The sequence below is a fragment of the Nonomuraea bangladeshensis genome (assembly GCF_039529455.1).
In the GTDB taxonomy this organism is placed as follows: Bacteria; Actinomycetota; Actinomycetes; order Streptosporangiales; family Streptosporangiaceae; genus Nonomuraea; species Nonomuraea bangladeshensis.
Genome location: NZ_BAAAMV010000014.1, coordinates 54,067 through 68,285 on the forward strand (window position 1 = coordinate 54,067; position 14,219 = coordinate 68,285).

At 72.0% G+C, this 14,219-nt stretch carries 13 protein-coding genes; 6 read left to right on the top strand and 7 right to left on the bottom strand.

Features of this window, described 5'->3' with window-relative positions; genetic code table 11:
- Window positions 1-40 precede the first annotated feature (40 nt).
- Window positions 41-1,570, top strand: a complete 1,530-nt coding sequence (locus ABD292_RS40520; RefSeq protein WP_344217164.1) for a helix-turn-helix domain-containing protein — start codon at window positions 41-43, stop codon at window positions 1,568-1,570.
- Window positions 1,571-1,678: 108 nt separating this feature from the next.
- Window positions 1,679-2,701, top strand: coding sequence for a tyrosine-type recombinase/integrase (locus ABD292_RS40525; RefSeq protein WP_344217166.1), 1,023 nt, complete (start codon window positions 1,679-1,681; stop codon window positions 2,699-2,701).
- A gap of 65 nt (window positions 2,702-2,766) precedes the next feature.
- On the opposite strand, the gene ABD292_RS40530 is transcribed toward ABD292_RS40525, so the two are convergent.
- The 3 genes from ABD292_RS40530 to recD2 all read right to left on the bottom strand — a co-directional run bounded on the left by ABD292_RS40530 (window position 2,767) and on the right by recD2 (window position 6,854).
- The gene (locus ABD292_RS40530) at window positions 2,767-3,264 is read right to left on the bottom strand and encodes a GNAT family N-acetyltransferase (RefSeq protein WP_344217168.1); all 498 of its coding nucleotides are present in this window, start codon (window positions 3,262-3,264) and stop codon (window positions 2,767-2,769) included.
- Between the two features lie 33 nt (window positions 3,265-3,297).
- Entirely contained in the window at window positions 3,298-4,500 is a 1,203-nt protein-coding gene (locus ABD292_RS40535) for a L,D-transpeptidase (RefSeq protein WP_344217170.1), read from the bottom strand.
- A gap of 122 nt (window positions 4,501-4,622) precedes the next feature.
- Window positions 4,623-6,854 (bottom strand): SF1B family DNA helicase RecD2, encoded by a 2,232-nt coding sequence (gene recD2, locus ABD292_RS40540; RefSeq protein ID WP_344217172.1) that lies wholly within the window; start codon window positions 6,852-6,854, stop codon window positions 4,623-4,625.
- Between the two features lie 151 nt (window positions 6,855-7,005).
- Here recD2 and ABD292_RS40545 point away from each other — a divergent pair, with 151 nt between their 5' ends.
- Window positions 7,006-7,488 carry a hypothetical protein gene (locus ABD292_RS40545; protein ID WP_344217174.1) on the top strand — a complete coding sequence of 161 codons (483 nt, stop codon included), beginning with the start codon at window positions 7,006-7,008 and terminating at the stop codon, window positions 7,486-7,488.
- A gap of 49 nt (window positions 7,489-7,537) precedes the next feature.
- Window positions 7,538-8,131, top strand: a complete 594-nt coding sequence (locus tag ABD292_RS40550; protein WP_344217176.1) for a TetR/AcrR family transcriptional regulator — start codon at window positions 7,538-7,540, stop codon at window positions 8,129-8,131.
- Window positions 8,132-8,146: 15 nt separating this feature from the next.
- Here the strand turns inward: ABD292_RS40550 and ABD292_RS40555 are convergent, their stop codons facing one another.
- Window positions 8,147-8,911: an NAD(P)-binding domain-containing protein gene (locus tag ABD292_RS40555; RefSeq protein ID WP_344217178.1), complete on the bottom strand. Its 765-nt coding sequence runs from the start codon at window positions 8,909-8,911 to the stop codon at window positions 8,147-8,149.
- Window positions 8,912-9,033: 122 nt separating this feature from the next.
- Here ABD292_RS40555 and ABD292_RS40560 point away from each other — a divergent pair, with 122 nt between their 5' ends.
- Both ABD292_RS40560 and ABD292_RS40565 read left to right on the top strand, forming a co-directional pair.
- Complete coding sequence (locus ABD292_RS40560) at window positions 9,034-9,594, top strand: RNA polymerase sigma factor (protein ID WP_344217180.1); 561 nt, start codon at window positions 9,034-9,036, stop codon at window positions 9,592-9,594.
- A gap of 11 nt (window positions 9,595-9,605) precedes the next feature.
- Complete coding sequence (locus tag ABD292_RS40565) at window positions 9,606-10,595, top strand: hypothetical protein (RefSeq protein ID WP_344217182.1); 990 nt, start codon at window positions 9,606-9,608, stop codon at window positions 10,593-10,595.
- On the opposite strand, the gene ABD292_RS40570 is transcribed toward ABD292_RS40565, so the two are convergent.
- From ABD292_RS40570 to ABD292_RS40580, 3 genes are read right to left on the bottom strand one after another with little or no spacing between them, the layout of a single operon-like run.
- Window positions 10,586-11,044: a GbsR/MarR family transcriptional regulator gene (locus tag ABD292_RS40570; RefSeq protein ID WP_344217184.1), complete on the bottom strand. Its 459-nt coding sequence runs from the start codon at window positions 11,042-11,044 to the stop codon at window positions 10,586-10,588. The genes ABD292_RS40565 and ABD292_RS40570 overlap by 10 nt on opposite strands.
- A complete protein-coding gene (locus tag ABD292_RS40575) occupies window positions 11,041-11,859 on the bottom strand; it encodes an alpha/beta fold hydrolase (protein ID WP_344217186.1) in 819 nt (272 codons plus the stop codon). The genes ABD292_RS40570 and ABD292_RS40575 overlap by 4 nt, the downstream gene beginning before the upstream one ends.
- 17 nt (window positions 11,860-11,876) lie before the next feature.
- A complete protein-coding gene (locus tag ABD292_RS40580; RefSeq protein WP_344217188.1) occupies window positions 11,877-14,216 on the bottom strand; it encodes a penicillin acylase family protein in 2,340 nt (779 codons plus the stop codon).
- Between the last annotated feature and the right edge of the window lie 3 nt (window positions 14,217-14,219).

Consider the following 14,219-nt stretch of genomic DNA (forward strand, 5'->3'; position numbering starts at 1 on the left):
GTCGAGGATGCATCTCATATGTGAGATATGGTCGTCTCTTATGACAGATGATTACTTGGTACGGATCGGCCGGTTGATTCGGGATGCTCGGCAGCATCGCGGATGGACGCAGTTGCAGCTGGCGGACGCGCTGGCGACGAGTCAGAGCGCGGTGAACCGGATCGAGCGCGGCAACCAGAACATCAGCCTTGAGATGATCGCCCGGATCGGTGAGGCGCTCGACAGCGAGATCGTGTCGCTGGGGTACGCGGGCCCGATGCATCTGCGGGTGGTGGGCGGCCGGCGGTTGTCGGGCAGCATCGATGTCAAGACCTCGAAGAACGCGTGCGTGGCGTTGTTGTGCGCGTCGTTGCTGAATTCGGGGCGGACGATCCTGCGCAAGGTGGCGCGGATCGAGGAGGTCTACCGGATCCTGGAGGTGCTGGCCTCGATCGGGGTGCGGGCGCGGTGGATCAACGAGGGCAGTGATCTGGAGATCGTGCCGCCGGCTCGGCTGGAGCTGGAGGCGATGGACACCGAGGCGGCGCGGCGTACTCGGAGCGTGATCATGTTCCTGGGTCCGCTGATGCATCGGACGGAGCAGTTCCGGATCCCGTACGCGGGGGGTTGTGACCTGGGGACCCGTACGGTGCAGCCGCACATGTCGGCGTTGCGGCACTTCGGGCTGGACATCACGGCGACGGGCGGGTTCTATCACGCGCGGGTGGACGGGTCGGCGGCGCCGTCGCGGCCGATCGTGCTGACGGAGCGGGGCGACACGGTGACGGAGAACGCGCTGCTGGCGGCGGCGCGTCATGACGGCGTCACGGTGATCCGGAACGCGTCGTCGAACTACATGGTGCAAGACCTGTGCTTCTTCCTGGAGGAGCTGGGCGTGCGCGTGGAGGGGGTCGGGACGACGACGCTGACGGTGCACGGGGTGCCGGTGATCGATCGGGACGTGGACTACTCCCCCAGCGAGGACCCGGTCGAGGCGATGAGCCTGCTGGCGGCGGCGGTGGTGACGTCGTCGGAGCTGACGATCTGCCGGGTGCCGGTGGAGTTCCTGGAGATCGAGCTGGCCGTCCTGGAGGAGATGGGGCTCGACTGCGACCGGGGGCCGGAGTACCGGGCGGCGAACGGGCGTACGCGGCTGGTGGATCTGACGGTGCGGCCGTCGAAGCTGGTCTCCCCGATCGACAAGATCCACCCGATGCCGTTCCCGGGGCTGAACATCGACAACGTGCCGTTCTTCGCGGCGATCGCGGCCTCGGCGCAGGGGTCGACGCTGATTCATGACTGGGTGTACGACAACCGGGCGATCTATCTGACGGAGCTGACGCGGCTGGGGGCGTCGGTGAAGCTGCTGGATCCGCATCGGGTGCTGGTCGAGGGCCCGACGCGGTGGCGCAGCGCGGAGATGATGTGTCCTCCGGCGCTGCGGCCGGCGGTGGTGGTGCTGCTGGCGATGATGGCCGCGGAGGGGACGTCGGTGCTGCGGAACGTGTACGTGATCAACCGGGGGTACGAGGATCTGGCGGAGCGGCTGAACGCGCTGGGGGCGCGGATCGAGACGTTCCGCGACATCTGAGGCGGGCCGGTTCGGGCTGGTGGCGGTGGCCGCGGGTTTTTCGTCGGTGGGGTCGGTTACGGTCGTGGGTGATCGTGTGGTCCTGGCGGCGTGCAAGGGGGTTGGCGGGTGCGGCCTGCGGAGCTCGAGCGGTTGACGGTGGTGGAGGCGGCTGACCGTTATGTGGAGCTGGTGCGGGCGCGGACGGTGACGGGGGGTTTGTCGGCGTCGACGGCGGAGGTGTACGCGCGGGACGTGGCGACGCTGGTGGAGCTGGCCGGGGCGGATCGGGTGCTGGACGATCTGACGGGCGAGGACGTGGACGCGGTGCTGCTGGCGTTCGCCCGCAAGCCGGACGGCCGCTCCCCCGCCGGGTCGGGCGGCAGGGGGCAGTCGCCGTCGTCGCAGGCGCGGTTCCGCCGGTCGGTGTCGGCGCTGTTCAAGCACGCGGCGCTGGTGGGGTGGGTGCAGGTCAATCCGATGCTGCACGCGACGGTCACGGCCAAGGAGCGGGGCGGGCTGCGTCCGCATCGGCGGGCGTTGACGCGGGAGCAGGCGCAGGGGCTGATCGGGGCGGCGCGGCGGCTGCCGGAGGAGCCGGTGGAGGCCGGCAAGCGGCGCGATCAGCGTACGGAGCTGCGCGACGGGCTGATCGTGCTGCTGCTGGCGACGGTGGGTCCGCGGGTGTCGGAGCTGACGCGGGCGAACGTGGAGGATTTCTTCACCAACGACGGGGTGCGTTACTGGCGGATCTTCGGCAAGGGCGGGCGTACGCGGGACGTGCCGTTGCCGGATGACGTGGCGCGGGTGCTGCAGGCGTATCTGGAGCGGGGGCGGCGGCCCGCGCAGGTGGAGGAGAAGGCGCTGCTGCTGTCGTGGCGGGGGCGGCGGCTGGCGCGGGGCGACGTGCAGGCGGTGATCGACCGGGTGCTGGCGCGGGTGGACCCGGACCGGCGGCGGTCGGTGACGCCGCACGGGCTGCGGCACACGACGGCGACGCATCTGCTGGCCGACGCGGTGGACATGGACGCGGTGCGGCGGGTGCTGGGGCACAGCGATCTGTCGACGCTGGGGCGTTACCGGGACGAGTTGCCGGGTGAGCTGGAGGTGGCGATGCGGACGCATCCGCTGCTGCGGGGCGAGGGGTCCTAGCGGGGGGCTTGTACCGGCGTCACGGCGTTACGGGGAAGGCGAGGTCGGCCGCGTCTGCGCCGGGGTCAGGGGCGGCGGTGCAGGAGCATGCCGGGCCACTCCCCCACGGTGAAGGGGGCTTGGCGGGTGAAGCCGCAGCTTTCGTAGTAGGCGACCAGGCGGCCGTCGTCGCCGGCGTAGCAGTCGACGCGCAGGAGGTTCAGGCCGCGTTCGCGGGCCTGGTGGGCGGCGTGGTCGAGGAGGGTGCGGCCGACGTCGTGGCCGGCGTGGCGGCGGTCGATGACGAGGGCCTGGACGTAGAGCTCGGGTTCGGGGGCGGGGGCGACGTAGTCGTGGGCGTCGCCGAGGACGATGCAGCCGGCGGGTGAGCCGTCGCGTTCGGCGATGCGCATGCCGCCGCCGTGGGCCCAGCGGGTGACCTGCTCGGTGCGGCGCGGGTTGCCGGTGAAGGGCTGGTCGCCCCATTGGCCGGTGCGGCCGCGGGCGGCCAGCCAGGCGACGGCGCTGTCGAACATGGCCAGGACGGCGGGGACGTCGTCGGGGGTGCCGGGGCGGATGCGCACGTGGGGTGGTGTTCCTCGGGGAGCGGGGGTGGGTCAGGCGTTGTCGTCGTGCAGGGCGCTGCCCTTCTTCCACTGGGAGAAGGGCATCTGCCAGTAGCCCCAGCCGTTGTCCCATTCGAGCTCGCGGTCGGTGCCGGTGATCTCGACGACGTCGCCGCGCTGCATGGTGTCGTGGAACCAGCGGGCCTGGTCGGGGCGGGCGTTGACGCAGCCGTGGCTGACGTTCTGGCGGCCCTGGGCCCAGACGTTGTCCTTGGCGTGGACGTACTCGCCGGAGTTGGAGATGCGGACGGCGTGGTTGATCATCACGTCGTAGTAGCCCTCGTCGCCCTTCTTGCGGCCCGGGGAGATCATGCGGACGGGGTTGCCGCGCTCCATGGTGAGGTGGACGCCGGAGGTGGTGGTGTATTCGCGGGTGGTGGCCATGCCGGCGCTGATGCGCATGGTCTGCACGCGTTTGCCGTCCTTATAGACGTACATCATGTGGGTGCGGGTGTTGACCTTGCTGATCTGCTTGGCGCCGATCTTGAGGGTGGCGGTGTAGTCCTTGGTGCCGTACAGGCCCTTGCCGGCCTTGATGCCGGTGATGCCGGCGTTGAAGGTGACCTTCTGGTGGGCGGGCCAGTACTTCGCGGTGCGGTAGATGACCTTGGTGTCGTTGACCCAGCGCCAGGCGCCGTCGACGGGCTTCTCCGCGTCGATCTTCAGGGCGCTCTCGATGGCGGCCTTGTCGGCGACGGGCTGGTTGAAGGTGACGATGATGGGCGCGCCGACGCCGAGGGTCTCGCCCTTGGCGTTGGGGGTGACGTCGATGACCTGCAGGGCGCGCTGGGGTTTGGCGGTGGTGAAGGTGCTGGTGGAGGTGGTGGCGCCGGCCTTGGCGGTGACGGTGTAGTCGGTGGAGGGCTTCAGCGGCGTCCGGGAGATCCAGCGGGTCTTGTCGGCGTTGTAGCGGCCCTCGATCTCGTCGCCGCCGGCTTCGACGGTGACGTTCTCGAGGGCGCCGCCGGCGGCGGCCACGACGATCTTCTTGTCGGGGCTGACGGTGGCGCTGCCCTCGGCGGGGCTGATCTTGACGACGGGGGCCTCGGGGGTGGCGCTGGCGCTGGCTTCGGGCGCGTCGGGCCGGCCGCCGGCGGCGTTGCCGCCGGTCGACGAGCAGGACGTGGTCAGCGCGGCGGCGGCCAGCAGGGCGAGCGAGACGGCCGGTGTCCGCCAAGCGGTCGCTACGTTCACAACTGTCCTCTCCCCGGGATGGTCATCGCACCCCAAAAACCTTAATGCTCCTGCATGTAAGACGAGGAATCATATGGGAGAGTTCGGTCACATTTACATCACTGTCGGGCGATCAGGCCAGCTCAACGCGGGGTCAGGCGGTAGGTCAGGCCGGTGTGCCGGCGGCCGGCGCCCTTGGTGCGCACGGCCTGCGCCAGCGCCCGGCGCGAGCCGACGATCACCACGAGCCTCTTGGCGCGGGTGATGGCGGTGTAGAGCAGGTTGCGCTGCAGCATCATCCAGGCGCTGGTGGCCAGCGGCACGACGACGGCCGGGTACTCGCTGCCCTGGGAGCGGTGGATGGAGACGGCGTAGGCGTGGGCGAGCTCGTCGAGCTCGTCGAAGGCGTAGTCGACGTGCTCGTCCTCGTCGGTCAGCACGGTCAGCTTGTGCTCGTCGGGGCGGATGTCGGTGACGATGCCGACGGTGCCGTTGAACACCCCGGCCGCGCCCTTGTCGTAGTTGTTGCGCAGCTGGGTGACCTTGTCGCCGACGCGGAAGACGCGCCCGCCGTAGCGGCGTTCCGGCATGCCCTCGCGGGCGGGGGTGAGGGCCTCCTGCAGGGCGATGTTGAGCGCGCCCGCGCCGGCGGCGCCGCGGTGCATGGGGGCCAGGACCTGGACGTCGCGGCGGGGGTCGAGGCGGAAGCGGCCGGGGATGCGGCGGGCCACGACGTCGACGGTGAGCGCGGCGATCTCCTCCGGCTCCTCGCAGGGGAACAGGAAGAAGTCCTTCATGCCCTCCAGGACGGGGTGGCGGCCGGTGTTGACGCGGTGGGCGTTGACGACGACGCCGGACTCCTGGGCCTGGCGGAAGATCTGGGTCAGGCGCACGCGCGGGATCTCCGGCGCGGCCAGGAGGTCCTTGAGCACCTCGCCGGCGCCGACGGAGGGCAGCTGGTCGACGTCGCCGACGAACAGCAGGTGGGCGCCCGGGGCGACGGCCTTGACGAGCTTGTTGGCCAGCAGCAGGTCGAGCATGGAGGCCTCGTCGACGACGACGAGGTCGGCGTCGAGGGGGTTGTCGCGGTCGAAGGTGGCCTCGCCGCCGGGACGCAGCTGCAGCAGCCGGTGGACGGTGGTGGCCTCGTGGCCGGTCAGCTCGGCCAGGCGTTTGGCGGCGCGGCCGGTGGGGGCGGCCAGGATGACCTTGGCGCGTTTGGCGCGGGCGAGGGTGACGATGGAGCGCACGGTGAAGCTCTTGCCGCAGCCGGGGCCACCGGTCAGGACGGCGACCTTCTCGGTGAGGGCCAGGCGGACGGCCTGGCGCTGCTCGGGGGCGAGCTCGGTGCCGGTCTGGCGGTGCAGCCAGGACTCGGCGCGTTCCCAGTCGACGTCGGCGAAGGCCTTGAGCCGGTCGTGGCCGGCGTTGCGGCCGCCGCGCAGCAGGGTGAGCAGGCTGCCGGCCAGGGACAGCTCGGCGCGGTGGAAGGGCGGCAGGTAGACGGCGGGGACGGTGTTGTCGCCGGCGGGGACGTCCTCGGCGACGACGCCCTCGGCGGCGGCCAGCTCCTGCAGGCAGGCGGTGACCAGGTCGGGCGGCACGTCGAGGATCTTGACGGCGTCGGCGGTGAGGTTGGGGGCCGGCAGGTAGCAGTGGCCGTCGTCGGCGGCCTGGGACAGGGTGTAGCGCAGGCCGGCCTTGACGCGTTCGGGGCTGTCGTGGGGGATGCCGACGGCCTGGGCGATGGTGTCGGCGGTCTTGAAGCCGATGCCCCAGACCTCGTCGGCGAGCTTGTAGGGCTGGGTGCGCACGACGGAGATGGACGACTCGCCGTACTGCTTGAAGATGCGCACGGCGATGGAGGTGGACACGCCCACGCCCTGCAGGAAGATCATCACCTCTTTGATGATCTTCTGTTCCTCCCAGGCGGCGGCGATCATCTTCGTGCGCTTGGGGCCGAGGCCGGGGACCTCGACGAGGCGTTCGGGCTGCTGCTCGATGACGTCGAGGGTGCCGGTGCCGAAATGGTCGACGATGCGCTCGGCCATCTTGGGGCCGATGCCCTTGATGAGGCCGGAGCCGAGGTAGCGGCGGATGCCCTGGATGGTGGCCGGCAGCACGGTGGAGTAGGACCACACCTCGAACTGGCGGCCGTAGCGGGGGTGGGAGGTCCAGCGGCCGTTCAGCCGCAGCGACTCGCCGACCTGCGCGCCGAGGAGGGGGCCGACGACGGTGAGCAGGTCGGCGCCGGTGCGCTCGGTCGCGACGCGGGCGATGGTGTAGCCGGTCTCCTCGTTGGCGTAGGTGATGCGCTCGAGTACGGCGTGCAATTCGGTGCCGGGGCCTGGCGCGCCCGCGTCTGTCCTCCCCACGCCGATGAGATTAGGGCAGACCCCCGACATCGCGACACCCGGCCCGAGGGCGCGGCGAGGACGGTAATAAGTGGGCAAGGCGCGGCGCGGCCCCGATGCGGGCGTCATGCCGAGGGGCATAAGTGACGCAGGTCCATCGGGGGAGGATGTCGTGGCCACCAAGACGATCGACGTCTCGCTGGCGTCCATCAGGAACACGAACGATTTCAAGGTCTCGCCGGCAGGGGTCATCAACGCCCAGTCGGTTCGCGCCGTGGACGACGAACAGATCTTTGACAGCCAGAACCTGTTCCTGCGCCCGGATCGCGATCATCCGCTGCATCCGAGTGGGGCGCTGTTCATCCCGCCAGGCCAGAGCCTGACCTACAACGTCACCAGACGGCTGCAGATCTCCCACTTCGATGCGGAGAGCACGGGCGCGCTCAACCAGATGCTGATATTCCGCCGCGAACTGACCGAACGCATGGTGGTCGACTCCGAGCCCGACGACGTGAGTTACCAGGGCAACCTCAACCACAGGGTGCTCTTCGACGAGATCAACGGGTTCCGGGAGGTCACCGTGGACTACACCGCCATCCATGGGGATGTCAGGGCCAAGATCCTCGTGACGTACACGGTGAACCGGGTGGCCTAGATACGGCGAGACGGTACGGATCGTCTTACAGCGTGGTACGATCCGGGGCATGGCCAAGCAGCCCGACCCCGCCCGCCGCAGCCAGCGCTCCCGGCAGGCCATCCTCACCGCGGCCCGCGAGCTGGTCTCCGAGGTCGGATTCGCCAAGCTGAGCATCGAGGCCATCGCGGCCCGCGCCTGCGTCGGCAAGCAGACCATCTACCGCTGGTGGCCCTCCAAGGGCGCGGTTGTCCTGGACGCCTTCCTCGCGCTCAGCGAGGGCGGGCCGGAGCACGACCTCGCGCTGCCCGACACCGGCGACCTGGAGGCCGACCTCAAGACGGTGATGCGGGCCACGGTGGCCGAGTTCGCCGACCCGGCCTTCGAAGGGCCGGTCCGCGCGCTCAACCTGGAGATCATCAACGATCCGGCGCTGGCCGCGCAGTACCGCGAGAAGCTGGCCGGGCCGGTGGACGAGGCCAAGAAGGAACGGCTGCGCAGCGCCCAGAAAGCCGGGCAGCTCGCCGCCGGCGCCGACCTCGACCTGGCGCTCGAACTGCTGTACGCCCCCCTCTACCAGCGCTGGCTGCTGCGCTCCGGCCCGCTCACCCCGCAGTACGCCGACGCCCTCGTCGACGCCTTCGTCAAGGCCATGCGCCCCTGAGCCCGCCGGTGCGGGTCAGCCGAGGTCGGCGAGGACCGCGTCCAGGACCTTGGCGAGCGTCTCGGCGTTGGCCGGGTCGAACCAGGTGGTGCGGACGCGTTCGTTGAGCCCGTTCGGGGTCTCGTGGTCGGCGGCCAGGCGGTGCAGGGAACGGCTCTCGTCGGCCAGGGAACGCCCGGCCGCCCCGAACAGGCCGCGCACGTAACGCTCGGCCTCCTCGGGGGCCAGGCCGTGACCGGCGGCCCACGTTGCGAGCGTCGCCAGGAACGCGTAGTGCGTGGTCAGCGTGCCGGTCAGCGCGGACATGACGTTGAAGGCCGCCTCGTCGGCGACCGGCAGCGCCTCCCCCAGGCGGCCGAAGAACGCGTCCACGGCCGGGTGCGACGGGTACGTCACGGTGACGCAGCGGCGTTCCCGTACAGAAGGCAGCGGGATGGCCCGCACCAGCGGGGCGCCGGGGCCCACGGCCCGGCGCAGGTCGGCGAGGGACAGGCCGGCCACCACGCTGACCACGACCGTGCGCTCGTCCACCCGCAGGCCGGCGAGCGCGTCGTGGGCGTCGGGGCGGCGCACGGCGACGAGCACCAGGTCGGAGCGGTCTGCCACCTCCTGGTTGGAGGCGCACACCCCGACATTGGCGTAGCGTCCGGCCAGCTCGGCGGCCGCGCGGGCGCCGCGCGGCGACAGGTGGACGCGCGGCGGGTTCTCGACGCCGTCGCTCAGACCGTCCACGACGGCCCGGGCGATCTCGCCGACGCCGATGATCCCGATGTGCTGCACGAAGGGCTCCTTGGTGGAGGGTCAGGCGCGCGGTTGATCCTGAAATGATCGCCGCCAGGCGTACATAGGCAGAGGTGTCACTGTAAATGATCCGATGAGGAGATCTGCCATGGGAACCGCCCGTGGATGACGAGCGGCTGGCCAAGTTCGAGGCCGCCTACAACCAGGCCTACGGCCTGATCACGGCCTACGCCGCGCGCCGCTGCGACTCCCCGCAGGACGCCGCCGACGTCGTGGCGGAGACGTTCACCGTCGCCTGGCGGCGGGTCGAGGAGCTGCCGGACGGGGCGGCGGCCACGCCCTGGCTGTACGGGGTGGCGCGCAAGGTGCTGGCCAACCACTTCCGGGGCGACAACCGCCGCCGGGCGCGCACCGCCGAGCTCGACGCCGAGATGGCCGACCTGTACGGCCACTCCCCCGACACCGAGGTCGAGCTGGACGCGATCGGCCGGGCGTTCAGGAGCCTGCCCGGGGAGGACCGGGAGCTGCTGTCCCTGGTCGCCTGGGAGGGACTGGACCGCGAGGAGATCGCCGCGGCGCTGGGGCTGTCGCGCAACGCCGTACGCATCAGGCTGCACCGCGCCCGCAGGCGCCTGGCCCGCGCGCTCGCCCAGGCGGGCGGGCAGCAGGGCGGGCAGGCAGGCGCGGGCAATCCGCTGATCCCGTCGGAGAGGTCGCTGTGAGGGACGACACCATGAACAGCAGGGACAACAGGCACGACAGCACCGGCGACATCGCCGCGATCGGGGCGCTGGCGCGGGTCGAGCCCGGCGGCCGGGGCGGCGAGGCGTCCGGCGCGGCCGGGCGGGCGCTGCTGGCCGCGATCACCGCGCAGGAGACGACACAGGAGACGGAGCAGGAGACGACACAGGAGACGGCGGCGCGGCCGGTCCGGCGGCGGCTGCTGCGGCGGCCGGTGCTCGGGCTGGCGGCCGCGGCCGCGCTGGCCGCGGGCATCGTGGCGGTCCCGATCGCGCTGCGCGACGGCACGCCCAGCTCCTACGCCGTCACCCTGGACGACGGCACGGTCACGATCCAGATCCGCGACTTCGACGACGCCGCCGGGCTGGAGCGGCGGCTGAAGGAGCTGAAGGTGCCCGCGATCGTCGACCACGTGCCGGAGGGCATGATGTGCAGGCAGCCGCGCGGCACGTTGGTGCAGAACATCCCGCGCGGCCTGTACAGCATGCCGGAGAACATCCCCGGCGAGACCGAGGGCTGGCAGATGCGGATCAACACCAGGCTGTTCGGGCCCGGCCAGACGTTCGTGTGGACCATCAGCGGCAAGGGCGGCGTGACCACGACCTACCTGATGGAGGGCCCGGTGGCGGCCTGCGAGCCCGTGCCCACGCCCACCTTCCAGATCAGGGAGCCGGAGTTCCGCGTCGCGACGACCAAGGGGCGTTCGCTGGAGGGCCTGCGCGTGGACGAGAAGACCGTGGGCGAGGTCCTGCCCGAGCTGCGCAGGCGCGGCAGGAAGGTCGTCTTCGCGATCATCTCCGTGCCGCCGGGTAACCCCGGCGGGTACGGCATCGACCGCGTCCAGAAGGAGCCCGTCGGCGACGGCTGGGTGGTGTGGGAGGCCGAGGAGAACGCCGAAGGGACGATCCGGCTGCTGGTGACCGAGCAGCGGCTGGACAGCAACCCGGTCTACGGCGGGCCCCGGGACGCGCTCTACGACTGAGGCGGCCGCGCCCGGCGGCGGTGGCTCGCCAGCAGTTCGCCGCCGACGTCCACGTAGCCGGCGAACAGCCCGATCACGTCGTCGAGCCGTTCCCGCGCGGGGCCGGGAGCCACCAGGTCCTGGCCCTCGCGCAGGGCGGCGATCAGGGTTCTGGCGCGGGCCTGGCTGGCCTCCAGCAGCGACTCGATCCCCGCCGTGGCCTCGACCAGGAGGCGCCTGCTGCCGGGCTGCGGGATCACCCTGGCCAGCCCCCAGGAGGCGAGCTGGCGTACGGCGGTGCTCACCGCTCCCTTGCTCAGTTCGAGCTCGGCGGCGATCGTGTCGTGCGAGATCGGCTCCTCGCCGAGCAGCAGCAGCCCGTAGACGCGGCCGGTCGCGTGCGGCAGGTTCCAGGAGGCCAGCAGGTCGCCCACCGAGGTGCAGAACGCCCGCCGCTCGTCGGCGCTCATCGCCGGGCCTGCCCGGGCGCCTCGATGGTGGCCAGGAAGTTCTCGATCGCCTCGTTGACCGCGCGGGGGTTGTCCTGGTTGGCGATGTGGCCGGCGTCCGGGACGACGACCTCCTTCACGCCTTCGGCGGCGGCCCAGCGGGGCATGGCGGAGGCGATGTCGCCGGTGCGGTCCCGCTCGCCGCGGATCAGGCACAGCGGCACCGGCGTACGGTAGCCGGGGTCGGGGTCGAGCAGGGCGACGGTGGCCCGCCAGGCCTGCAGGAAGTCCTTCTTCGGCAGCGCGGCGAAGGCCCGCCGGGCGTCGGCCCGCGCCTCGGGAGTGACGGCGGAGGCCGCGGCCATCAGCGGCGGCAGCGCCCTGGCGGGGATCGCCGCCAGGATCGGCGCGGCGGACCGCAGCAGGAGCCGGTCCCAGGAGGACAGCGGCGCGGTGTTCGGCGCCGAGCCGATGACGACCAGGGCCCGCGCGAGGCCGGGATGCCGGCGTACGACGGCCTGGCCGAGGTTGCCGCCGAGGGACTGCCCCACCAGCACCGGCCGGTCCAGGGCCAGGTGCTCGACGAGCGCGCGCAGGTCCGCGACCGCCTGCCCGGCGGTGAACGGGACGCCGGGCGGGCGGGACAGGCCGTGGCCGCGCAGGTCCCACAGCACGACGCGGTACCCGCGCTCGCGCAGGTGGTCGCGCTGGGCGTGGAACATCGCGTGGTCGGCCCCGGCCCCGTGGGTGAACAGCAGCGGGACGCCGTCGCCGCCGCTGTCGTCGTAGCGCAGGCCGCAGCCCTGGAAGGGGAACACCGACGGTAGATTCAGCATTCTCTAAATATAGTGAACTATCGCAGTCTCGTCGTCGCGAGCTTCGGGTACGCGCTGATCTCGGCCTCGGTGAACCGCCCGGTCACCCACTGGCTGCGCGCGAACAGCTCGCTCTGGTCGGCGTGGTGCGGCGAGGCCGGGTTCGCCGACAGCGAGTACGTCAGCACCGTACGGGCCCGCGGCCCGGCCGGCGTCAGCTCCACCGCCATGAGGAAGCTGGAGCCGGTGTTGACGTCCGGATAGCGGCCCTGGCCATCGAGCTCGCCGCCGGTGCGGATCCGGTCGAAGCAGCCCTCCCCCTCGGTGCAGCCCGGCACCGGCACCGCGCCGTAACGCTGGGCCTGGCCGGGCGTGAGCGTCAGCGGCAGACCGGCGGCCGTGAACGCGCGCACCGCGTCGGCCAGCGCGATCTCCACCACCGGATCGGTGACGTCGAGGCCGCGCGGCGTGGTGAGCGGGTGCGCGGCGTCGAACGGCACCTTCCACCAGCCGTCCGGAGGGGCGGGCGTGCCGTCGCCCCGCCGGTGGGGGCGGTTCAGGCCCAGGAAGAACTCGCGCCACAGGATCGCGCCGCGGCTGTCGAGCCGGGCCCGCCCGTCCCAGGCCGCCAGCGTGGCGCAGGCCTGCCGGACGTCGACCTTCGCGCCGTCGCCCGCCGTCATCACGGGCTTGGCCCGGCACAGCGCGCGCAGGTCGACGCGCAGCAGCTCGGCGCTCAGGTTGCGTTTGCCGGTCGCGCTGCGCTGGAGGGCCTCCAGCGTGAAGCCGGCCGCGCCGAGCCCGTCGCGGCCCGACAGCCGCTGGGCGATCATGTCGAGGCCGACCCGGGTGCGCAGATCCCGCTGCGTCCCGGTCTCGCCGTAGACGCGCGGGTAGCCGGTCAGCGGCGCCTCGGGGTTGGTCAGCCAGGGGCCGGCGTTGGCGTTGGCGACGTAGTCCGCGCGGGCCAGCCGGGGCTGGGCGGCCGGGCCGAAGATCCCCGGCTCGACCGCGTCGGCGTCCCTGCCCCACAGACAGTCCGACCGGGAGCCGTCCAGGACGAGCATGCCGGGGTCGTCGCCGGCGCGGCAGCGCCCGGCCTGCTCGTCGGTGACGTGCGGCACGATCGAGGTGTCGGCGAAGTACGCCTGCCCGCCGGCGTCCGCGGCCAGCGTGTGGACGAACGGCATGCCCTGGTGGGCGTCCTGCGCACGGCGCAGCCCGGCCACGTCGCGGGCGGCGGCGATGGACAGCCACTCGTCGGCGAAACGCAGGTTGGCGGCGTTGGCGTCGGCCAGGGCGAACGCGCTCTTGTCCGTCCAGTCCATGCCGAGCACCGGGCCGTAACGGGAGGTGTGCACGGCCGTGGTGACCTCGCCGATCGCGCCGCTTGGCGCGCGCACGGCGACCTTCACCTCCTGCCGGCCCATCGGCTCGGCCCTGCCGTCCACCAGGTACGTGGTGCGCGCACCCGGCACGAGCGTGAGCCGGTACAGGGTGAAGTGGCCGGCGTGGGAGACGGTGTGCGTCCAGGCCAGGCTCGCGTTGTGGCCGATCTGCACCATGGGGGTGCCGTACAGGCTGCCGCCCGACACGTCGAGCACGCCCGGGATCGTCAGATGGACCTGGTAGAAGCGGCGGCTGCCGTTCCACGGGAAGTGCGGGTCGGCCAGCAGCATGCCGTGGCCGCCCCGGGTGGCCTCGCGGCCGAGCGCCCAGGCGTTGCTGCCGGGGGCGGGCGTCCGGCCGTCCGGCCGGTCCGCCTTGCCGTCCCGCGGCGCTTTCCTCGCCGCCTGGCCGGAGGCGGCGATGGCCTCCTTGAAGGAGGAGCTGCCGCCCAGGCGGGCCAGGTCGAGCAGGTTCATCCAGACGTCGTCGGCGGTGATGGGGCCGACCCATTCCTTGCCCCGGCAGGTCGGGTCCGGCAGCCGGGCCACGCCGGTGTCGCTCAGATAGCGGTTGTAGCCGGCGACGTAGCCGTCCACGAGCGCGCGCAGCTCGGCGCTCGGGCCGTACGGCGCGGGGCGGGCGAGCACCCGGCGCAGCACGCCCGACGAGCGGACGTAGGTGTAGTAGGCGTCGCTGGCCAGGTTGGAGATCGGCTCCATGACGTCGTCGGACACCGTCTCCGCGCCGAAGTGGCGCGAGCGCTCGCCGCGCAGGGTCAGCACCCATGAGGCCATGACGCACAGGTTGTCCTGGGCGAAGGCGTAACCGTAGCCGTAGCCGAGACCGCCGTGGTCCTTCGCGGAGATGTGCGGGATGCCGTACTCGGTGCGGCTGATGTCGGCGGCGTAGCGGCCCGCGTCCGCCGGCCCGGCGACGAGTAAGGAGGCGGCCAGCACGGTGGTCAACACGGCGACGGCTGTTCTGATCATCGG